Genomic DNA, 19992 nt, shown 5'->3' with positions numbered 1-19992 from the left:
ACTCGCGCAGCTGTCCGTGCCGGCTCAGTCCTCGCTGGGCGCGCTCGGCAGCTTGGACTGGATGAGATCCATCACGGAGGAGTCGGTGAGGGTCTGGGTGTCACCCAGCGTCCGGTTCTCCGCCACGTCCCGCAGCAGCCGACGCATGATCTTGCCGGAGCGGGTCTTGGGCAGCTCCGCGACCGGCAGGATGCGCTTCGGCTTGGCGATCGGGCCCAGCTGCTTGGCGACATGGGCGCGCAGCTCCTCCACCAGCGCCTCGTCCTCGTCCGCGCCGCCGCGCAGAATGACGAACGCGCAGATGGCCTGCGTCGTCTGCGGGTCGGTCGCGCCCACGACCGCCGCCTCGGCCACCTTCGGGTGCGAGACCAGCGCCGACTCGACCTCGGTGGTGGAGATGTTGTGCCCGGAGACGAGCATCACGTCGTCCACCCGGCCGAGCAGCCACACGTCGCCGTCCTCGTCCTTCTTGGCACCGTCGCCCGCGAAGTACTTGTCCTCGAACCGCGACCAGTAGGTGTCCAGGAAGCGCTTGTCGTCGCCCCAGATGGTGCGCAGCATCGACGGCCACGGCTCGGTCAGTACGAGGTAGCCGCCGCCCCCGTCGGGCACCTCGTTGGCCTCGTCGTCTACCACCGTCGCCGCGATGCCCGGCAGCGGCACCTGCGCCGAGCCCGGCTTGGCCTCGGTGACGCCTGGCAGCGGGCTGATCATGATGCCGCCCGTCTCCGTCTGCCACCAGGTGTCCACCACGGGGGTGCGGTCGCCGCCGATGTGGTGCCGATACCACACCCACGCCTCGGGGTTGATGGGCTCGCCCACCGAACCCAGGATGCGCAGCGACGACAGGTTGAACTTCGCGGGGATGTCGTCGCCCCACTTCATGCTCGCGCGGATCGCGGTCGGCGCGGTGTAGAGGATGGTGACGCCGTACTTCTGCACGATCTCCCACCAGCGGCCCTTGTGCGGCGAGTCGGGCGTGCCCTCGTAGAGCACCTCCGTCGCGCCGTTGGCGAGCGGCCCGTAGACGATGTACGAGTGCCCGGTCACCCAGCCGACATCGGCGGTGCACCAGAAGACGTCGGTTTCCGGCTTGAGGTCGAAGACCGCGTGGTGCGTGTAGGCGACCTGCGTGAGGTACCCGCCGGTGGTGTGCAGGATGCCCTTCGGCTTACCCGTGGTGCCGGAGGTGTACAGGATGAACAGCGGGTGTTCGGCGTCGAAGTCCTGCGGCGTGTGCTGCTCGGACTGGCGGCCGACCACCTCGTGCCACCACAGATCGCGGTCCTCGTTCCAGGAGATGTCCTCCTGGCCCGTCCGCTTGACGACCAGCACGTTGCGGACCTTCTCGGTGCCCGGCCGGGTCAGCGCCTCGTCGACGGCGGGCTTGAGCGCGGACGGCGCGCCCTTGCGGTAGCCGCCGTCGGAGGTGATGACCACGCGCGCGTCCGCGTCCTCGATCCGGGTCGCCAGCGCGTCCGCCGAGAACCCGCCGAAGACGACCGAGTGCGGCGCTCCGATACGCGCGCACGCCAGCATCGCCACGATCGTCTCGGGGATCATCGGCATGTAGATGGCGACCCGGTCGCCCGCCTGTACGCCCAGCTCCGTCAGCGCGTTGGCGGCCTGCGAGACCTCCCGCTGGAGGTCGGCGTAGGTGAGCGTACGGGTGTCACCGGGCTCGCCCTCGAAGTTGATGGCGACGCGGTCGCCCCGGCCGGCCTCCACATGGCGGTCAACGCAGTTGTAGGCGACGTTGAGCTTCCCGTCCTTGAACCACTTGGCGAATGGCGGGTTCGACCAGTCCAGCGTCTCGGTCGGCTCGGTCCCCCAACTCAGGCGCCGCGCCTGCTCCGCCCAGAACCCCAGCCGGTCGGCCTTGGCCTGCTCGTACGCCGCAGCCGTGACATTGGCGTTCGTGGCCAGCTCGGCGGGCGGGGCGAACCGCCGCTCCTCCTTCAGCAGGTTGGAGAGGGAAGGACTCTCGTTCATGTCGGCTCCCGTTCCGGCAAGTGGTGTAGACCAGTACGTGACAACTGGCATGCTTCGTGATCGCGGGAGCCCGGTCAACCCCCAGCCGATCCTGGCACCTCGGACCCTGCTGGGTACAGCCGCAATCAGGGAGTCGTTGCGTGTCGCATTGCGCCAAACCTGAGTGTTGCCGCGGCCCCGTGCTGTGTGGGGCGCCTTTCAGGAGGCCACAGGGTCGGGTCTGACAGCGGCGAACACCGGCTCGCTCTCCGGGGCGTCGGGGCCCGCCGTGTCCAGCACATACGTCTGGGCCTCCCCGACGTGGAAATACATTCCGTGCAGCTCCAGCGTCCCCTCGCGAAGCCGCCGGGCCACGCACGCGTGCCCTGCCAGGTGCTCCAACTGCTGGACGACATTGGTCAGGCAGAGCGCCTCGAGTTCGTCGGCCGTCTCCCGGTCGGCGAGGCGCGGGGCGGCATCCCCACAGGTACGGAACCGTTCCAGGGTGGGCCGGCCGTGCCGCAGCCATCGGCCCAGCGGGGTCGCACGGCGGGCCTCGCCGCTCTCCTGGTCCGCCGCCCCGCTGTGCAGCGCCTGCATGGCACCGCAGCCCGAGTGCCCGCATACGGTCACCGATTCGACCCGGAGCACGTCGACGGCGTACTCGATCGCCGCTGCCACCGACTGGTCACCGCACTCCTCGCCGGGCGGCGGAACCAGGTTGCCGACATTGCGGACGGTGAACAGGTCGCCGGGACCGCTGGAGGTGATCATGCTGGTGACCAGGCGGGAGTCGGCACAGGCGAGGAACAGCTGGGAGGGCCGCTGCCCCTCCCGGGCCAGCCGCGCCAACTCGTCCCGTACGAGCGGAGCCGTGGTGCGCTGGAAATTACGCACCCCGCCCAGCAGTTGACCGCGCCGGGACCGGGCGTGTGCACGCTGCGTGCTGTCCGGGGAAGGGCCGCCTGCCCCCGCATCCTGGGCGGCGGACCCGATGTCGGCGGAGCCGGTGTCGGCGGAGCCGGTGTCGGCGGAGCCGTCACTGTGCGGGAGGCCGTCGCCGTTCGGGGGGCTGGCGCCGTGCGGGCTGGTGCCTGAGCGGCCGTCGGGGTGCGGGCTGGCGCCCGGTGCCGGGCCGTCATGGGAGCTCTCGGACTCCTCGGCGGACGGGCGCATGCACTGATGGTTGCGCCAGGGTGTCCACGGCGAGCACGCGTGCGCCGCCGAGGGCTCGCCGATCTCTTGTCCCGCGCGGCCTCTGATCTCCGCCTCGCCGCCCGTGGCCGTATGGGCGGCTCGCCAGTCCTCCAGCGCCTCGAACGCCGCGTGGTCCATGAACGATCCCTCCAGTTCCACCACTGCTTTCGCCCCCTCGGGGACCTGCGCCAGCGCCCGGCTCAGCCGCGGCACCGCCAGAAACGTCAACTGCCCCCGCACCAGCACCCGACAGCCGTCGCCGCGCCGAGGCGCGAGACCGCTTCCCTCATCGCGCTTCACGGTGATCCGCGCCCCCGCCAGCCGGCGCAGCGCGACGGCCACCGCCACCGCGATCCCCAGGCCGACCCCCTCCAGTACGCCCAGCAGCACCACCGCCACTGCCGTGGTGCCGAACACCAGCGCCTCGCGGTGCCGTACCAGCGCACCGATGTGGCCCGGATTGACCATCCGCACGCCCACGACCATCACCAGTGCCCCCAGCGCCGCGAGGGGGATCAGCTCCAGCGCCCCCACCAGCAGTCCAGCCGCCAGCAGCACCCACACCCCTTGCAGCAGTGCCGAGTTCCGGCTGGTGGCCCCGGCGTTGATGTTCGCCGTGCTGCGCACCGCGACCCCGGTGACGGGCAGCCCGCCCAGCGCGCCCGACACCGCGTTCGCCACACCGTGCGCACGCAGCTCCCGGTCCAGGTCGCTGCGCGGCACCCGGGCCCCGGTGCCCCGGGCGGCGGTGAGCTTGTCGGCCGCGACGGCGGACAACAGGGCCTGCACGCTGGCCACCAGAGTGAGCGTCAAGACCGCGGTTCCCAGCCCGAGCACCGGTCCTTCCGGAAGCTGAGGCAGCGCGTGCGAGCGCCAGGAGGGAAGGTCGACCCGAGGCAGCCGCGTATCGGCCAGCACGGCGGCGAGGGTGGCCAGGCCGACCGCCGCAAGCGCGGCCGGAACTCTCCCGATGACCGCGCCGAGCGGCCCGCCGTGCTCCTTCAGCAAGGGCCAGGCCAGCAGCACGACGACGGTCAGTCCGCTGACGGAGAGGGCGGCGGGCTGCACCGATGTGATCCGTCCGGGCAGCTCCAGCGCATTGGTGAGCGGCGAGCTGTCAGGGGCGCCGCCGAGCATCACATGGAGCTGGGCCAGCGCGATGGTGGCCCCGATCCCCGTCAGCATCCCGTGCACGACAGCAGGACTGACGGCAAGGGCGGAGCGCGCCACCCGCAGGAAGCCGAGCCCCAGCTGGGCGAGCCCGGCGAGGACGGTGATCGCGCAGGTGGTCTGCCAGCCGTAGCGCTGGATCAGCTCCGCCGTGATCACGATCAGCCCCGCCGCGGGACCGGTGATCTGCAGGGGAGCGCCGCCGAGCCAACCGCAGACCAGTCCGCCGACGGCTCCTGCCACCAGCCCGGACTGGAGCGGGGCACCGGCGGCCAGCGCGATGCCGAGGGAGAGCGGGAGCGCGATCAGGAAGACCGTGACGGACGCGGAGAGGTCCGCTGACCAGCGCTGACGTGCGGTGGAGCTGTCCTGGCGGGCGACCGGACGGCTGCACACCGGGGTGCGGTGGGGCATCGCGCTCCTCCCGAGGTCGGCACTTTGCGTGATCGTCTGATTACTCCCAGGCGGAAGTAAAAGAAGAGTAATGCCAAGTAAAGCCTTGGCGAAGCGCGGAGTGGGGCCTGGCCGTCCGTGTTCCACCCATCGAGTGAATGGGGTCTAAAAAGCAGCTTGTCCTATTTGTCTTATTAATATCTCGTGTCACTTTTATCCGAGTGGCAACGCCGGTCCCGTCCGGTGACCGACGAGACAGGCGAGAGGACGAGGTGAGCCGATGGCAGCCACGCGGAAAAGACCCGCTCTCACCACCGCGGTCCCGGCGGCGCTGGCGTTGTCCCTGGCCGCCGGCGGTTGCTCGGGCGGCGACGGTGCGCGACGGCCGGAAGATTCTCCCCGCGGAGCGCCGCAGGCCAGGCCGCAGAACAAGGTCCAGCTGCTGGGGGACGGTTCAACCTCGCTGACGGGGCGCCAGCCCTTTCAGCCCACCCCGCGCAGGCTTGCGTCGGGTAAGAAGCCTCCGCAGTTCGTCGTCTTCTCCTGGGACGGCGCCGGCGAGGACGGCAAGAGACTCTTCTCCCGCTTCCGCAAGGCAGGCAAGAAGTACGGCGCCGCGCAGACCTACTTCCTCAGTGGTGTCTACGCGCTGCCGGAGGACGAGGCGAAACGTTACTCCCCGCCCGGACACGCCCAGGGCGCTTCCGACATCGGCTACCTCAAGGACAAGAACGTGCGTGCCACCCTCGGGCAGGTCCGTAAGGCGTGGCTGGACGGCAGCGAGATCGGAACCCACTTCAACGGCCACTTCTGCGGGCCCGGCGGCGTGGGCTCCTGGTCCGTCGAACAGTGGAAAAGCGAGATCAGGCAGGCCCGCTGGTTCGTCGAGAACTGGAAGACGACGACGGGGTGGGACAAGGCCCGAGCGCTCCCGTTCGACTACGAGCGGGAGCTGGCCGGCGGTCGCACGCCCTGCCTCGAGGGCCAGGAGAACCTGCTAAAGGCCGCGAGTCAGATGGGCTTCCGCTACGACTCCAGCGGCAACGGCACCCAGGTGTGGCCGGGTAAGCGGCACGGCCTGTGGGACCTACCGCTCCAGAAGGTCCCTGTCCCCGGACGGGAGTTCGAGACGCTGTCGATGGATTACAACTTCCTCGCCAACCAGTCCGGCACGGTCAACGGGGCGGTGGGGAAGCGGCCCGCCTGGAAGCGCCAGATGCGGGACGGCCTGCTGCAAGGCTTCCAGCGCGCCTACAAGGGCAACCGTGCACCGCTGATCATCGGCAACCACTTCGAGGACTGGAACGGCGGCATCTACATGGACGCTGTCGAGGACGTCATGAAGACCGTCTGCCGCAAGGACGGCGTCCGCTGTGTCTCGTTCCGCCAGCTCGTCTACTGGCTGGACGCGCAGGATCCGCGCATGCTCGCCAGGCTTCGCACCCTGGGGGTGGGGGAGAAGCCGGCGGGCGGTTGGCGCGCCCTCCTCTCACGGCCCGTGACGCAGAACGCGAGGGCCGCGAAGACCGGCTGACCGAGCACCCCGTTCCGGGTCGGGTCGGCTTGGAATGGGGCTCGGGCAGCCGGACGACGGGACCGCGCCGCCAGGTATCCGCAACTGTCAGGCGGGCTGGGGAGCAGCCGCGGTCTCCCGCCGGTCCTCATGCAGGACGAAGGAGGGGTCGACCTGGGCTGCGAGGTCGGCTCCGGTCTTGGCGTTCCCCCAGCTCTCCGCGTTGCGCAGATGGAAGTGGACCATCTGCCGGGTGTAGCGCTCCCAGTCGCGCAGTGCGTAGGAGGCGTCGGCCGTCTCGTACAGCGTGGCCAGCGAGCGGGAGTTGTCCTCCTCCAGCTCGGCGAAGGGACGCGGGCGGCCCTTTTCCATCGCGCGCACCCAGTCCGAGTGGCCGAACGTCACCAGCAGGTCGTCACCCACTTCCTGGCGCAGGAAGTCGATGTCGTCCCCACTCTGCACCTTGTTGCCGACGACCTTCAGCGGAACGCCGAAGTCCCGTGCGTACTCCTTGTACTGCCGGTAGACGGAGACGCCCTTACGGGTTGGCTCGGCCACCAGGAACGTCATGTCGAAGCGGGTGAACATCCCGGAGGCGAAGGAGTCGCTGCCCGCCGTCATGTCGACGACCATGAACTCCTCGCGGCTGTCGACGAGGTGGTTCAGCATCAGCTCCACGGCACCGGTCTTGGAGTGGTAGCAGGCCACCCCCAGGTCCGACTCGGTGAACGGACCTGTGGCCAGGAGCCGGATGTCTCCGCCGTTCAGCGCGACAGTGCGCGCACAGGCGTCGTAAACCGGGTTGTCCTCTTGCAGGCGGAGCAGCCGGGACCCCTCGCCGGGAGGCGTCGTCTTGATCATCTTGTCGGCGGAGGCGATCCGCGGGTTGCTGCCCCGCAGGTACTCCTTGATGAGCGGAAGGTGTGCGCCCATTGCGGGCAGTCCCGCCGCCTCGGAGTCGTCCAGTCCCAGTGCCGCGCCGAGGTGCTGGTTGATATCGGCGTCGACGGCGACCACGGGCGTGCCCCGGGCAGCGAGGTGGCGCACGAACAACGAGGACAGCGTGGTCTTGCCACTGCCGCCCTTCCCTACGAAAGCGATCTTCATGTTCAATAGCGTAATCCGCCGCCGGTGCCGGATCGGCAGGCGCGAGTGAAGAAGACCACTCGATCGTGGGGTTGGGGCGCCCGGCCGGGTGCGTAGGGTCGTACGCATGAGTAGCACCGCTCGCCCCGACGACGGCGACACGTCGAAGACTTCGGCGCCCAGCACCCCCGCGGCCGACCCGCTGGCCCCTCTCGCCGCGCTGCCGGGCGTGCCGGAGGCCGTCGAGTCCGTGCGCAAGGCCGTCGACCGGGTCTACGGGCACCGCATCATGCGCCGTCGCAGCAGTGAGGTCAGCGCGGAGGCCGCACTGCGCGGAGCCCGTGCCACAGCCGCAGTGGAAGGCGTCGACTGGGCGCTCGAAGAGGTGCGCCGTCGCAGCGACTTCGGTACCGAGCCCGAGGCCCGCACCGTTGGCGCGGCGCTGCGCGTGACGGCCGAGGCGGGGCAGCTGCTCGACATCTGGCAGCAGTCACCGCTGCGCGTGCTGGCCCGGCTGCATCTGGTGGCCGCCGGCGGCGTGGCACCCGAGGACACCGTCGGCCGCCCACGGCGTCCCGGAGAGCCGGTCGACAGCCCGGATCTCGGCCTGGAGCTGCCCGGCGCGGACGAAGTCGCGGCACGCCTGGACGGCCTGGCGCAGCTCATGGCGGGCAGCACCTCGGCTCCGGCGCTGGTCGCCTCTTCGGTGGTGCACGGCGAGCTGCAGGTGCTGCGCCCGTTCGGCTCGTACAACGGGCAGGTCGCGCGTGCGGCCGAGCGCGTCGTGCTGGTCGGCAGCGGCCTCGACCCCAAGGCCATCTGTCCGGCCGAAGTGGGCCATGCGGAGCTGGGCCGCGAGGCGTATCTGACGGCCCTGGCCGGCTATGCCTCGGGAACACCCGAAGGGATGACCGCGTGGATCGCACACTGCGGCCGTGCAGTCGAGCTCGGTGTACGGGAGAGCACCGCCGTCTGCGAGGCGATGCAGCGGGGCGCGGCCTGAGGGCCAAGGGGACCCTCTCGAGGGCCTGAAAGGACGTGAAAATGCGCCGACCCCGCCACAACGGGCGGGGCCGTCACTGGCATGTCCACCGGGTTACCAGTGCGTGCTCCACATTGCGTCCGGTCATCAGGTGGGTCTTGCCCTTTCCTGACGGGACCTGCCCGATCGCGGGCTCTGCGTCGCGTGGGTGCCCGGTATTCATGCATGCGGTCCGTGGGGCCATTGAGAACGGGATCCTTTCGGATTCCGCCGGTCTCGCGGGCCGTCAACTCCTTTGTACTCCGTGCTGGAGCTGAGCGGAAGCCCTGCCCGCACATCTTTACTTTTGCCCTCAACTGCGGGCGTACGGCGTCGAACCGGACATCCCTTGTTGAAGCGGATCCAGGGAGGCGTCCAGCAAGGCAGCGTCCAGCAAGGGGGCTCAGAAAGGGCGGAGTGGTGGCCGCCGCCGGTTGTTGAGCCATACGAACCCCGCCGTCGCAGCGGCGGCTCCCACCGCGACGGCCGTCAGTGCGAGTGTCGGGCGGGACGGCATCGAGAGCGAGGGGATGCGCTGCTTGAGCCGTACGGGCCGGGAGAACGTCAGGACGGGCCAGTCGCGCGCGAGCGCCTCTTTGCGCAACGCCCGGTCCGGATTGACGGCGTGCGGGTGGCCGACGGCCTCCAGCATCGGCAGGTCCGTGACCGAGTCGCTGTAGGCATAGCAGCGTGCCAGGTCGTAACCCTCGGACTCCGCCAGCTCCTGGATGGCCTCCGCCTTGGTGGGGCCGTAGGCGTAGTACTCGATCTCCCCGGTGAAGCGGCCGTCCTCGACGACCATCCGCGTGGCGACCACCCGGTCGGCACCGATCATCCGGCCGATGGGCTCGACAACCTCTGCGCCCGAGGACGAGACGATCACCACGTCGCGGCCGGCCAGGTGGTGCTTCTCGATGAGGGAGGCGGCCTCGTCGTAGATGATGGGGTCGATCAAATCGTGAATCGTCTCCGCGACGATCTCCCTGACCTGCTCGACGTCCCAGCCGCGGGCGAGTCCCGAGAGGTACTCGCGCATCCGCTCCATCTGGTCGTGATCGGCGCCTCCGAGGAGATATACGAACTGCGCGTAGGCAGTCCGCAGTACGGCGCGGCGATTGATCAGGCCACCCTGGTAGAAGGACTTGCCGAAGGTGAGCGTGCTCGACTTCGCAATGACCGTCTTGTCCAGATCGAAGAAGGCGGCCGTGCGGGGCATCGCGAGATTTTCCACGCCCATGAGCATAGGCGCCCACCATTCGGCGTACTCTGGGGCGCGTGGGTTTGCCTGAGAAGGCTCTCGGGTACACCATGGAAGTCACGGATCGTTCGCGACCGTGCTAACCCGGCCCGACTCCTCCCCCCCCGAGTCGGCCGTGGGGACGACCCCCGCTCTCCCCCCCGGCGGGGGTCGTCGCATGTCCGGGGGCATTTCTCGGCCTCGGCCCATAGCGGCCGGGGCTTTTTCGATCTTTAGGGACCGGAGCCTCTGATTCCTCCGAGCTGTAACGGTGTGTAATCGCAGGGCTGCTCTCCGATAGTCACTGGTTTGGGTGAGCGAGTTATTCACAGTCTCTGGGTTGTCCACAGTTTTCGACCATGATCCACAAGTTTTTCGGGTTCGCTGCACCGTGAATCCCGTCGGCGTCCGCGGCTGTTTGCGGACGCGAGTGCTCAACTGACGGGAGGGGCTGGAGCGTGGCCGAAAACATTCTGATTGTCACCGAGGACGAGGAACTCCTCGATGACCTACTGCGACTGTGCGCAGCCGCCGGAACGGAGCCCGAGGTCGCGCACGGAGGCCCGGAGAGCCGGACGGGATGGGCGTCCTGGAGCGGAGCCGCCTCATGGGAGCGGGCGCCCTTGGTGCTGGTCGGCGACGACTGCGCCGGCGCTTCTGGCTTCGGCGACGCCCCCGACCCCGGGCACGGCACGCCGAGTGCGGGTGGAGCGGTGCCACGGCGGCCAGGAGTGCTGCTGGTGGGGCGGGACTGGGACGACCCCGGCGTATGGGAGCGGGGAGTCCGCGTCGGCGCCGAGAGCGTGGTCCTGCTGCCGGACGCGGAGAGCTGGCTGACCGGCCGTATCGCTGACGCGCTGGAGGGAGTCGGGCAGGCGGCGCTGACCGTCGGGGTCGTCGGCGGCCGGGGCGGAGCGGGCGCCTCCACCCTGGCTTGTGCTCTGGCGGTCACCGCGGCTCGCGCCGGAGAACAGACCATGCTCATCGACGCCGACCCGCTCGGTGGGGGCTTGGACATCCTGCTGGGCGCTGAGCGGACGCAGGGACTGCGATGGCCGGACTTCGCGGAGTCCCGGGGCCGGGTCGGTGGCGCGGCCCTCGCCGAGTCCCTGCCGCGCTCCCATGACCTGAGCCTGCTCAGCTGGGACCGGGGCGAGCGCGCGCTGGTTCCCGCCGACGCGATGAAGTCGGTGCTCTCAGCCGCGCGGCGGCGCGGCGGCGTGGTCGTCGTCGACCTTCCCCGGCAGGTGGACGAAACCGTCGCCGAAGCACTGGTCCAGCTCGACCTCGGGCTGGCCGTTGTCCCAGCCGAGCTGCGTTCCGTCGCCGCCGCGCACCGGGTGGCCGCCCGTATGCAACTGGTGGTCCGCGATCTGCGGGCAGTGGTGCGGGCTCCCGGCGGACCGCGCGGCGCCCACGGATACGGCTCGGGACTGGACGACACGGAGGTCGCCCGACTGCTCGGGCTGCCGTTGGCCGGGGAGCTGCCCTGGGAGCGCGGCCTGCTGGAGGACATCGACCGGGGCAGGCCACCCGGCTTCGCGAAAGACGGCGCGCTGGCCCGCTTCTGCGGCCGGTTCTGGGAGCGCGCGCTCAGCGGGGGAGGGGTGGCAGCGTGAGCGGGCCGGACAAGAGCTTGCGGGGCGCCGTGGCGGTGCCAGGGGCCGCCCCGCCTGCGGACACCACCGGAACGGGCGCCCGGCTGCTGGACTCGGTACGGCGCAGCCTCGCCGAAGCCGGGGCCGAACCGACCCCCGCCCGGGTGGCGGCCGCGCTGCGGGCCCAGGGACGGCTGATGGGGGACAGCGCAGTGCTGGGCGTCGTGGAGGCCCTTCGCTCCGAACTGGTCGGCGCCGGCCCGCTGGAACCCCTGCTGGCGGACCCGGAGGTCACCGACGTACTGGTGACCGCACCCGACCAGATCTGGGTCGACAGGGGCCGAGGGCTGGAGCTCACCCGGGTGCGTTTCCCCGACGCGGCCGCGGTCCGCCGCCTCGCACAGCGGCTGGCGACCTCGGCGGGGCGCCGACTCGACGACGCCCGCCCCTGGGTCGACGCCCGGCTTCCGGACGGCACCCGGCTGCACGCGGTGCTGCCTCCCGTAGCCGTGGGGTCCACCTGCCTGTCGCTGCGGGTGGTGCGCCCCCGGGCGTTCGATCTCGACGAGCTCGTCGCGGCCGGGACGGTGCCACCGGGCGGGGAGCGGCTGCTGCGAGCAGTGCTGGACGCACGCCTCTCGTTCGTCGTCAGCGGCGGCACCGGCTGCGGCAAGACGACGCTGCTCTCCACGCTGCTGGGATTGGTCGCCCCGGACGAACGCATCGTCCTCGCCGAGGACTCGGCGGAACTGCGCCCCGACCACCCCCACGTGGTGCGGCTGGAGGCACGCCCGGCCAACCAGGAAGGCGTGGGCCGTGTGGAACTGCGCGATCTGGTGCGGCAGGCGTTGCGCATGCGGCCCGACCGGCTGGTCGTCGGCGAGGTGAGGGGCCCCGAAGTCACAGATTTGCTGGCCGCCCTGAATACGGGCCACGAGGGCGGTTGCGGCACCGTGCACGCGAACGCCGCGGCCGATGTCCCGGCGCGGCTGGAGGCACTCGGTACGACGGCGGGGCTCGACAGGGCGGCACTGCACAGCCAGTTGGCGGCTGCGCTGGACGTGATCGTGCACCTGGTACGTGGCCGCGACGGCAGGCGCCGGATCGCCCAGATTCACGTGCTGGAACGGGACGCCGCCGGGCTGGTGACGACGGTACCGGCCGCCGTGTGGCGCGGGCCGGACGGGCGTCGGCCCGGGGCCGGAGCCGCTGGAAGCGGATTCGTCCGCGAACGGGGCTGGCGGCGGCTGGAAGAGCTGTGCATGCGGCGCTGCCCCGAGGGCGGGGACGCCGCGGAGGGGCTGCCCGGGAGCGGCGGTTCTCCCGGTGGCCTCAATGGGCGGTCGCCCGTGGTGGCCGGTGGTCCGGTCGGGGCGGCGGCAGGGCCCTGGACCGGGACTGTGGAGGGAGTCCGATGACAGTGGCGACCGGTTCCGGAGTGGCCGGGACGGAGTCCGCGGTGGCATACGCCGCGTATGCCGCGGTGCTGTGCGCCGGGGCGGCGGCCTGGTTGATGACGGGGCGGCATGAAGGAACGCGCCGAGCCAGGCTGTTGCTCGCCGGTGGGGGAGAGGTGGCGGCCCGCCGGTCGGCCTTCGAACCGCCCGGCTGGTGGCAGGGCGCCACTGCTGCGGCGCGGGGACGGCTGGGTGGCGGACGGCTGGCTGAGTGGGCGGGGCGCGAGTGGTGGTGCCTGGCCGTAGGGCTCCTCGTGGCGCTGCTGGGCCGGTCCTGGATCCCGCTGCTGGCCGGGCTTGCCGCGGTTCCTCTGCTGCGCGGCTGGCTGCGGCGGCGTGCTGCGGACCGGGCGGCCCGGGAACGGGAGACCGCCGTGGCCGGGCTGTGCGCGGCGGTGGCGGGCGAACTGCGGGCGGGCAGGCAGCCGGACGGCGCACTGCTGGCCGTCGACCGGGCTGTGGTGCGGAGCTTCGGGGACTCGGGAGCTGCGCTGCTCGCAGCGGCCCGATTCGGTGGTGATGTGCCCGGAGCGCTGCGCCAGGCGGCGCTGCTGCCTGGCGCCGAGGGGCTTGCCGGGGCCGCGGCCTGCTGGCAGGTGGCGGTCGAGGGCGGAGCCGGACTGGCCGAGGGCCTGGAAAAGGTGGCCGGAGCGGTGCGTGCCCAAGGAGAGCAGCGCGAGGACTTGCGGGCACAACTGGCGGGCCCTCGCTCCACCGCCTTGGTGCTCGCCGTGCTGCCGGTCTTCGGGCTGGCCATGGGCGCCGCCATGGAGGCCGATCCACTGTGGATTCTCCTGCACACCCCCGTCGGCTTCCTCTGCCTGGCGGTCGGGCTGCTGCTGGAGTGGGCGGGGCTGTTCTGGGTCGCCCGCATCGTGCGCTCGGCGGAGGGCACGGAGCGGCCCGGGAGGACGCCGGATGCCGGGTCGGCGGAGCGCGGGACGGGGCCCACGGATCACGGGGCGGCGCCGACGGGGAGCCGGTCGAGGTGAGCGCCGGGTGGGCGGATGTTGTCCCCAGGGTGTGGATGTGGACTCCGGCGGCCGTGGCGGTGCTGGCGGCCGTCTGGTGCGTGGCGGGGGTCGCGGAGGTGGCCCGGCGAGAGGGGGCCGTGCGGCGGCGAGCTCGCCTCGTGTGCGGAGCCGCTGTCTGCGGAGCCGCAGAGGGAGGGACACCGGGAGGGGTGTGGGCCGGAGCGCCGCCGGGCCGTTGGACGGCGGCCAAGCGGAAGTGGGAGGGAGTGCTGCGGACGAGACGCGTACGGGAGGGCGCGGGGGTGGCCGGTGCCGGGGTGCTGGGCGTGCTGCTGATCGGCGGTCCGGTGGGGTGGCTGGTGGGCGGCGGGGCTGCTTGGGGCACCTGGCGGTGGCTGCGGCGGCAGCCCGGCGCGGAGGACGCCCGGACGGTGGCGGAGCGGGCCGCCGAAGCGCAACTTCCGCTCGCTGCCGAACTGATGGCGGCCTGCCTGGCGGCGGGCGCCGGGCCTGAGCGTGCGGCGGAGGCTGTCGGAGGCTCGCTGGGCGGGCCGTTGGGAGGGCGACTGACCAGGGCCGCGACGGAGCTGCGGCTGGGGGCCGAACCGGCGTTGGTGTGGGGGCGGTTCGCGGAGCGGCCGTGGGGGGTGGAGTTCGCCCGGTGCATGGAGCGGGCCGGGACCGCCGGGGTGCCTGCGGTGGAGTCCGTGACCCGGCTGGCGGCCGGACTGCGCGGCAGCCGGGCCCGGGTCGCCGCAAGCCGCGCGAGACGGGCGGCGGTGCTGGTCACCGGGCCGCTGGGGCTGTGCTTCCTGCCCGCGTTCCTGGCGGTCGGAGTCGTCCCCGTGCTGCTGGGGCTCGCGCGGTCGATGTGGTGAGGGCCGGGACAGGAATTCGGGCCGGAATGGCGAGTCGGCCGGATGAAGAGCTGGCCGGATGAAGAGCCGGCCGGAAGAAGAACTGTGCGAAGTAAGGGGAGACATGGCGGTGCTGGTGAGGATGCGGCGGTTGTGGGAGAGGGCGCGGGCAGCTCGGAGGCTCAGCGGGGACAGGGGGATGAGTACGGCCGAGTACGCGATGGGCACGCTCGCGGCGGTCGCCTTGGCCGCAGTGCTCTACAAGGTCGTCAACAGTGGTCCGGTGGGAGCCGAGTTGCAGGGGCTGGTCGAACGGGCGCTCCGTGCACCGTTCTGAGCGGACCGAGGGCACGGGCACGGAGGTGCGTGGGGGCGCGGTCGTGGGCTCGGGCGGCGGACGGCTGCGGCGCGGTGACCCGAGTGCGGGCTATGTGACTGCCGAGGCCGCCGTCGTGATCCCGGCTCTGGTGTTGCTGGTGGCGGGCCTGTTGTGGGGGCTGATGGCTTCGGTGGCCCGGATCCAGTGCGTCGACGCCGCCCGCGCCGGGGCGCGCGCTGCGGCCCGTGGTGAACCCGGAAACGCGGTCGCGCAGGCCGTGCGGTCCGCGGCGCCGCCCGGGGCCCGGGTTGAGATGACGAGGGAGGGCGAGCTGGTGAGAGTCGCGGTACGGGCGAGGACGGTCGGTCCCGGTCCGCTGGCCGTGCAGCTGCGGTCGGAGGCGGTCGCGCTGGACGAGAAGAGGGCAGGTGGCGGTGAGACTCCGTAGCGACCGGGGATCGGCGTCGGTGTGGGCGGCGCTGAGCGTGGTGGCGCTGTGCGGAGTGTTCGCGGCGGTACTCGGGTTCGGCCAGGCCGTCTACGTACGCCATCGGGCGGGCGCCGTCGCCGACCTGGCCGCCCTCGCGGCAGCCGACCGCGCGCTGGAGGGCCCGGCCCGAGCCTGCGCGGTGGCCCGCCGGGTGGCCCGGGTGCAGGACGCGCGGCTGTCCCGGTGTGCGGTCCGCGGAGAGGTCGCGGACCTGGACGCGGGGGTGCGCTGGGGCCCTTACACAGCGCGGGTACGGGCCCGCGCGGGCCCGGCCGACGGGCTCCCCGACGGTCCGTCCGACAGCCCACTCGGCCCGGCCGACGGCCCGCAGGACAGTCCCGCCGATGGCCCGGCTGAGAAGACGCCCGACAAGACGACGGAACAGGACGACGGAGAAATCCCTGAGATGACGACAGAGAAGACGCCCTGAGAAGAAGACCGAGGAGGCGGTCGGGGGAGTGGCTGAGGGGGCGGCCGGCGGGACGGACGGTGGAAGGAGGCCCGGAGAGGGGCATCCCAGAAGAACGGCGCGCCTGGGGGACGGGCGTCAGCTGGCGGAGCGGAGGAGTTCGGTGAGGAGGCGGATGGCGCCGCGCTTGTGGAGCGGGTCATTGGCGTTGCCGCACTTGGGCGACTGGATGCAGGAGGGGCAGCCCGCCTCGCATTCGCAGGCGGCGATGGCGTCGCGGGTGGCGGTGAGCCAGGCACGGGCAGTGTGGAATGCCCGCTCGGCGAAGCCGGCCCCGCCCGGCTGGCCGTCGTAGACGAAGACGGTGGGAAGGAGGGTGTCGGGGTGCAGGGCGATGGAGACGCCGCCGATGTCCCAGCGGTCGCAGGTGGCGAACAACGGCAGCATGCCGATCGCGGCGTGTTCCGCGGCGTGCAGCGAGCCCGCGAGGATCTCCGGGTTGATGCGGGCGGCATCGAGCTGGTCCTCGGTGACGGTCCACCACACGGCGCGGGTGCGCAGAGTGCGGGGAGGGAGGTCCAGCTTGGTCTCACCGAGGACCTCGCCGGTGATCAGGCGGCGGCGCAGATAGGAGACGACCTGGTTGGTGACCTCGACGGAGCCGAAGCACAGCCGCGCCTCGCCCCAGGGGACCTCGGCCTCGGTCTCCAGTACGGCGAGAGAGGTGGTGTCGCGGGCCATCGTCGTCCACGGCGGGCTGGATTCCTCGACCAGCGCGGCAGAGTCCTCCAGATCGAGCTGTCGCACCACATAGGTGCGCCCCTGGTGCAGATGGACGGCGCCCTCGTGGACGGTGGTGTGTGCGGCGCCGGCGTCGACGGTGCCCAGCAGCCGGCCCGTGCCCGCCTCCACCACCTGCACCGGCTTTCCGCCGCTGCCGCGGATGTCGGTCAGATCGGCGGCCCGCTCCTTGCGGGTCCAGTGCCAGCCGGAGCTGCGGCGGCGGAGCAGCTTGCGCTGTTCGAGCTTGCTCAACAGTTGCGGGCTCTCGGGACCGAAGAGGGCGAAGTCGGCCTCGGTGAGCGGGATCTCGGCTGCGGCTGCGCACAGGTGAGGGGCCAGGACGTAGGGGTTGTGCGGGTCCAGGACGGTGGACTCGACGGGAGTGCGGAAGATGGAGTCGGGGTGGTGGACGAGATAGGTGTCCAGCGGTTCGTCCCGGGCGATCATGATGGCCAGCGCGCCCTGACCGGCTCGGCCGGCGCGGCCGGCCTGCTGCCAGAGGGAGGCGCGGGTGCCGGGATAGCCGGTGATGAGGACGGCATCCAGCCCTGAGATGTCGATGCCGAGTTCCAGCGCGTTCGTGGCGGCGAGCCCCAGCAGCTCACCGGTGTGCAGGGCTCGCTCGAGGGCGCGCCGCTCCTCGGGCAGATAGCCGCCGCGATAAGCCGCGATCCGCGACGACAGTCCACCCCGCCGCCCAGCACCAGCCCCCGGCCCGCTCCCGCCATCCCCCCACCACGCGGCGCCCTCGCCCCGCGTCGGGGCATCGGCGGCCTGCCCCACGAGGCCGCCCCTCTCGCCCCTCTCGGGCCCCGCGGGCTCCTCGGCCGTCCCCGTAGGCGTGCCGTGGGCTTCGCCCGGGTGGCGGGGGGCGGGGATGGGGGCGGAGACGGAGGAGAGGCGGTCCTGGGCGATGAGGGAGATCAGTTCGGCGCCGCGGCGGGAGCGGACGAAGGCGACGGTGCGTACGCCCTGGACTGCGAGGTCGGTGAGGAGCTCGGCGGCCTCGGCGGTGGCCGTGCGGCGCACCGGGGCACCGCGTTCGCCCTCCAGTTCGGTCAGCGGCGGCTCCCACAGCGCGAAGACGGTCTCGCCGCGCGGGGAGGTGTCCTCGGTGATCTCGACGGGGCGTACGCCGGTGAGCCGGGCAGCGCCCTCGCCGGGCGCGGCGGCGGTGGCGGAGGCCAGCAGGAAGACGGGTTCGGAGCCGTAGCGCGCACACACCCGGCGCAGTCGGCGCAGGACCTGGGCGACGTGCGAGCCGAAGACGCCACGGTAGGTGTGGCACTCGTCGATGACGACGTAGCGCAGCGCGCGCAGGAAGGAGGACCACCGGGTGTGGCCGGGCAGCAGGCCGCGGTGCAGCATGTCCGGGTTGGTGAGCACGTAGTTGGCGTACAGCCGCACCCATTCGCGTTCTTCCATCGGGGTGTCCCCGTCGAAGACAGCGGCTCGCACCGCCGTGCCCAGCGGCGCTGCCAGGTCGGCCACGGCACGCCGCTGGTCGGCGGCGAGCGCCTTGGTGGGGGACAGGTACAGCGCGGTGGCGCCGCGGCCGTTCGGGGCCTCCGAGCCGTCCAGCAGGGTGCCGAGGACGGGGACGAGATAGGAGAGCGACTTGCCGGAGGCGGTGCCTGTGGCGATGATCACCGAGTCACCGTCGAGGGCGTGTGCTGCGGCCCGGGCCTGATGCTCCCAGGGACGGTCGATGCCCGCGTGACGTACGGCATCGATCACTTCCGGCCGGATCCGGTCGGGCCATTGCGCATGGCGACCGTTTCGCGGGGGCAAGTGCTCCGTATGGGTGACACGCCCGGCGCGGTCCGCCCCCCTGGTGAGACGAGCGAGCACATCGCGAGGGTCGCCACGGGAGGCCGAACCGTGGGGCTCGACTCGCGGGCGTACGCTCGCGGACCGGGTGTGCTGTTCGTTGGCCATCGGTACCGAGTGTGTCACTGGCGAGGCGGACAATGGTCGTAAGGCGTCGTCCTCGCCTGCTGGTAAGTGATTGAATGCCTCTGCGGCTGCCGATCCGTCCCCTGCCTTTGGGGGTACCTCCCTCCGTCAGGGCAGGGGGAGGGAGAACCGAGGGGGCTGACCGCTCGATAGCAAGGTGCTGGAGGATCCGTGGACCTGTCCCTGTCGACCCGTACCGTCGGCGATCGCACGATCGTCGAGGTCGGTGGCGAGATTGATGTATACACCGCGCCCAAGCTGCGCGAGCAACTGGTCGAGCTCGTGAACGACGGCAGTTACCACCTCGTCGTGGACATGGAGGGTGTCGACTTCCTCGACTCCACCGGACTCGGCGTGCTTGTCGGCGGGCTCAAGCGGGTGCGTGCCCACGAGGGCTCGCTGCGCCTGGTCTGCAATCAGGAGCGCATTCTCAAGATCTTCCGGATCACCGGTCTGACGAAGGTGTTCCCGATCCACTCCTCGGTCGACGAGGCCGTAGCGGCCACTGACTGATGTGGCGGGCCGTCGGACCGCCCCGCCTGGGGCGGCCCGGCGGCTTACCGGTTGACTGGTGCGCGGTCGCTGGGGTCCGGCTCTCCGAGTCCCCGGCGGACCCCGCAGACACTCAGGGAAGACCGAGGGGGATGGCATGGCCACCGTTGAGCTGCTCTTCAGCGCACTGCCGGAGCACGTCCGTACGGCGCGGCTGGTGGCCGCCGCCGTGGCGCGGCGGGCCGGGGTCGACGAAGCCGTGCTCGACGAGGTGCGGCTGGCTGTCGGCGAGGCGTGCACGCGTGCCGTCGGGCTGCACATGAGCCACGGCCTCAGCAGCCCGGTGCGGGTGTCGCTCATCGAGGACGAGAAGAAGTTCTCGATCGAGGTGGGGGACGAAGCGCCGCACCGGCGTTTCTCGCTGCCCGGCGGCACTCTCGGCACCGGCGCCTCCGCGGCGCCTCAGGCCGGCGCCAAGGCCAACGAGAACGGAAACGGCCCCGGCGGGGGCGGCCTCGTGGAGGCCGAGGGCGCGCTGCTGCCCGGAGCGCGCGACGAGATCCCCGAGCCGGTCCCCGAGGAGGACGAGGGCGACGGCGAGATGGGACTCGCGGTCATCAGCGGGCTGGTGGACGACGTCGAGGTGACGACCGACGAGCACGGCGGCGTGATCCGGATGAGCTGGCCCACCACGGAGCCCGTCCTCCCCTGAACCGGAGCTTCTTCAGCTGAACCGGAGCTTCCTCATGCGCTGAGGCCGCCTGTGCGCGGTCGTCCGGCTCACCGACGTACGGGGCGGTGTCGACGTATGGGGCGGCGACGACGTACGGACCACCGGTGTCGACGTATGAGGCGGTTGTCGACGTACGGGGGCGGCGATACAGGCCGACGGCACAGACTGGCGATTCGGCCGAAGCAGCTTTCCGCGCACTCAGGACCGTGCCTCAGCCCTGCGCCCTTCCGCCCCGCGCCCTCAGCCCTGCGCCCTTCCGCCCCGCGCCCTCAGCCCTGCGCCCTTCCGCCCCGCGCCCTCAGCCCTGCGCCCTTCCGCCCCGCGCCCTCAGCCCTG

At 71.7% G+C, this 19992-nt stretch carries 16 protein-coding genes; 11 read left to right on the top strand and 5 right to left on the bottom strand.

Features of this window, described 5'->3' with window-relative positions; all coding sequences use genetic code 11:
• Positions 1-24: 24 nt before the first annotated feature.
• Together acs and ACTWQF_RS34875 are read right to left on the bottom strand one after the other, a co-directional pair.
• Entirely contained in the window at positions 25-1992 is a 1968-nt protein-coding gene (gene acs, locus ACTWQF_RS34880) for an acetate--CoA ligase (RefSeq protein WP_443283776.1), read from the bottom strand.
• A 198-nt stretch (positions 1993-2190) separates the two neighbouring features.
• Complete coding sequence (locus ACTWQF_RS34875) at positions 2191-4752, bottom strand: SulP family inorganic anion transporter (protein ID WP_443283775.1); 2562 nt, start codon at positions 4750-4752, stop codon at positions 2191-2193.
• Positions 4753-5011: 259 nt separating this feature from the next.
• Between ACTWQF_RS34875 and ACTWQF_RS34870 the strand changes: the two genes are divergently transcribed.
• Positions 5012-6265 (top strand): hypothetical protein, encoded by a 1254-nt coding sequence (locus ACTWQF_RS34870; RefSeq protein ID WP_443283774.1) that lies wholly within the window; start codon positions 5012-5014, stop codon positions 6263-6265.
• Between the two features lie 87 nt (positions 6266-6352).
• Here the strand turns inward: ACTWQF_RS34870 and ACTWQF_RS34865 are convergent, their stop codons facing one another.
• Positions 6353-7351 (bottom strand): nucleotide-binding protein, encoded by a 999-nt coding sequence (locus tag ACTWQF_RS34865; RefSeq protein WP_443283773.1) that lies wholly within the window; start codon positions 7349-7351, stop codon positions 6353-6355.
• 106 nt (positions 7352-7457) lie between these two features.
• Between ACTWQF_RS34865 and ACTWQF_RS34860 the strand changes: the two genes are divergently transcribed.
• Entirely contained in the window at positions 7458-8333 is an 876-nt protein-coding gene (locus ACTWQF_RS34860; RefSeq protein ID WP_443283772.1) for an oxidoreductase, read from the top strand.
• Positions 8334-8754: 421 nt separating this feature from the next.
• Here the strand turns inward: ACTWQF_RS34860 and ACTWQF_RS34855 are convergent, their stop codons facing one another.
• Complete coding sequence (locus ACTWQF_RS34855; protein ID WP_443283771.1) at positions 8755-9594, bottom strand: HAD family hydrolase; 840 nt, start codon at positions 9592-9594, stop codon at positions 8755-8757.
• 452 nt (positions 9595-10046) lie between these two features.
• Here ACTWQF_RS34855 and ssd point away from each other — a divergent pair, with 452 nt between their 5' ends.
• From ssd to ACTWQF_RS34820, 7 genes are all read left to right on the top strand, one after another.
• Positions 10047-11207 (top strand): septum site-determining protein Ssd, encoded by a 1161-nt coding sequence (gene ssd, locus ACTWQF_RS34850; protein ID WP_443283769.1) that lies wholly within the window; start codon positions 10047-10049, stop codon positions 11205-11207.
• Between the two features lie 35 nt (positions 11208-11242).
• A complete protein-coding gene (locus ACTWQF_RS34845; RefSeq protein ID WP_443283799.1) occupies positions 11243-12604 on the top strand; it encodes a TadA family conjugal transfer-associated ATPase in 1362 nt (453 codons plus the stop codon).
• Complete coding sequence (locus ACTWQF_RS34840; protein WP_443283768.1) at positions 12601-13635, top strand: type II secretion system F family protein; 1035 nt, start codon at positions 12601-12603, stop codon at positions 13633-13635. Before ACTWQF_RS34845 ends, ACTWQF_RS34840 begins: the two co-directional genes overlap by 4 nt.
• Positions 13636-13670: 35 nt before the next feature.
• Positions 13671-14495, top strand: a complete 825-nt coding sequence (locus ACTWQF_RS34835; protein WP_443283767.1) for a type II secretion system F family protein — start codon at positions 13671-13673, stop codon at positions 14493-14495.
• A gap of 103 nt (positions 14496-14598) precedes the next feature.
• Positions 14599-14811 carry a DUF4244 domain-containing protein gene (locus tag ACTWQF_RS34830; protein ID WP_443283798.1) on the top strand — a complete coding sequence of 71 codons (213 nt, stop codon included), beginning with the start codon at positions 14599-14601 and terminating at the stop codon, positions 14809-14811.
• Complete coding sequence (locus ACTWQF_RS34825) at positions 14798-15241, top strand: TadE family type IV pilus minor pilin (RefSeq protein ID WP_443283766.1); 444 nt, start codon at positions 14798-14800, stop codon at positions 15239-15241. Before ACTWQF_RS34830 ends, ACTWQF_RS34825 begins: the two co-directional genes overlap by 14 nt.
• On the top strand, positions 15228-15713 hold the full coding sequence (locus tag ACTWQF_RS34820) for an Rv3654c family TadE-like protein (RefSeq protein WP_443283765.1): 486 nt from the start codon (positions 15228-15230) through the stop codon (positions 15711-15713). The genes ACTWQF_RS34825 and ACTWQF_RS34820 overlap by 14 nt, the downstream gene beginning before the upstream one ends.
• A 117-nt stretch (positions 15714-15830) precedes the next feature.
• On the opposite strand, the gene ACTWQF_RS34815 is transcribed toward ACTWQF_RS34820, so the two are convergent.
• Positions 15831-18413 carry a DEAD/DEAH box helicase gene (locus tag ACTWQF_RS34815; RefSeq protein WP_443283764.1) on the bottom strand — a complete coding sequence of 861 codons (2583 nt, stop codon included), beginning with the start codon at positions 18411-18413 and terminating at the stop codon, positions 15831-15833.
• Between the two features lie 189 nt (positions 18414-18602).
• Here ACTWQF_RS34815 and bldG point away from each other — a divergent pair, with 189 nt between their 5' ends.
• Entirely contained in the window at positions 18603-18944 is a 342-nt protein-coding gene (gene bldG, locus ACTWQF_RS34810; protein WP_016473000.1) for an anti-sigma factor antagonist BldG, read from the top strand.
• A 136-nt stretch (positions 18945-19080) separates the two neighbouring features.
• A complete protein-coding gene (locus ACTWQF_RS34805) occupies positions 19081-19635 on the top strand; it encodes an ATP-binding protein (protein ID WP_443283763.1) in 555 nt (184 codons plus the stop codon).
• Positions 19636-19992: the final 357 nt, after the last annotated feature.

The sequence above is a fragment of the Streptomyces sp. 8N114 genome, assembly GCF_052245835.1.
Lineage (GTDB): Bacteria > Actinomycetota > Actinomycetes > Streptomycetales > Streptomycetaceae > Streptomyces.
The sequence above is the reverse complement of the archived record's forward strand: the minus strand, read 5'-3'. Positions and strand labels throughout refer to the sequence as shown.

What these genes read in the sequence shown, in the direction of transcription:
- acs (WP_443283776.1), bottom strand. Translation starts at nt 1,992, where the DNA reads ATGAACGAGAGTCCTTCCCTCTCCAACCTGCTGAAGGAGGAGCGGCGG.
- ACTWQF_RS34875 (WP_443283775.1), bottom strand. Translation starts at nt 4,752, where the DNA reads ATGCCCCACCGCACCCCGGTGTGCAGCCGTCCGGTCGCCCGCCAGGAC.
- ACTWQF_RS34870 (WP_443283774.1), top strand. Translation starts at nt 5,012, where the DNA reads ATGGCAGCCACGCGGAAAAGACCCGCTCTCACCACCGCGGTCCCGGCG.
- ACTWQF_RS34865 (WP_443283773.1), bottom strand. Translation starts at nt 7,351, where the DNA reads ATGAAGATCGCTTTCGTAGGGAAGGGCGGCAGTGGCAAGACCACGCTG.
- ACTWQF_RS34860 (WP_443283772.1), top strand. Translation starts at nt 7,458, where the DNA reads ATGAGTAGCACCGCTCGCCCCGACGACGGCGACACGTCGAAGACTTCG.
- ACTWQF_RS34855 (WP_443283771.1), bottom strand. Translation starts at nt 9,594, where the DNA reads ATGCTCATGGGCGTGGAAAATCTCGCGATGCCCCGCACGGCCGCCTTC.
- ACTWQF_RS34840 (WP_443283768.1), top strand. Translation starts at nt 12,601, where the DNA reads ATGACAGTGGCGACCGGTTCCGGAGTGGCCGGGACGGAGTCCGCGGTG.
- ACTWQF_RS34835 (WP_443283767.1), top strand. Translation starts at nt 13,671, where the DNA reads ATGTGGACTCCGGCGGCCGTGGCGGTGCTGGCGGCCGTCTGGTGCGTG.
- ACTWQF_RS34830 (WP_443283798.1), top strand. Translation starts at nt 14,599, where the DNA reads ATGGCGGTGCTGGTGAGGATGCGGCGGTTGTGGGAGAGGGCGCGGGCA.
- ACTWQF_RS34815 (WP_443283764.1), bottom strand. Translation starts at nt 18,413, where the DNA reads ATGGCCAACGAACAGCACACCCGGTCCGCGAGCGTACGCCCGCGAGTC.
- ACTWQF_RS34805 (WP_443283763.1), top strand. Translation starts at nt 19,081, where the DNA reads ATGGCCACCGTTGAGCTGCTCTTCAGCGCACTGCCGGAGCACGTCCGT.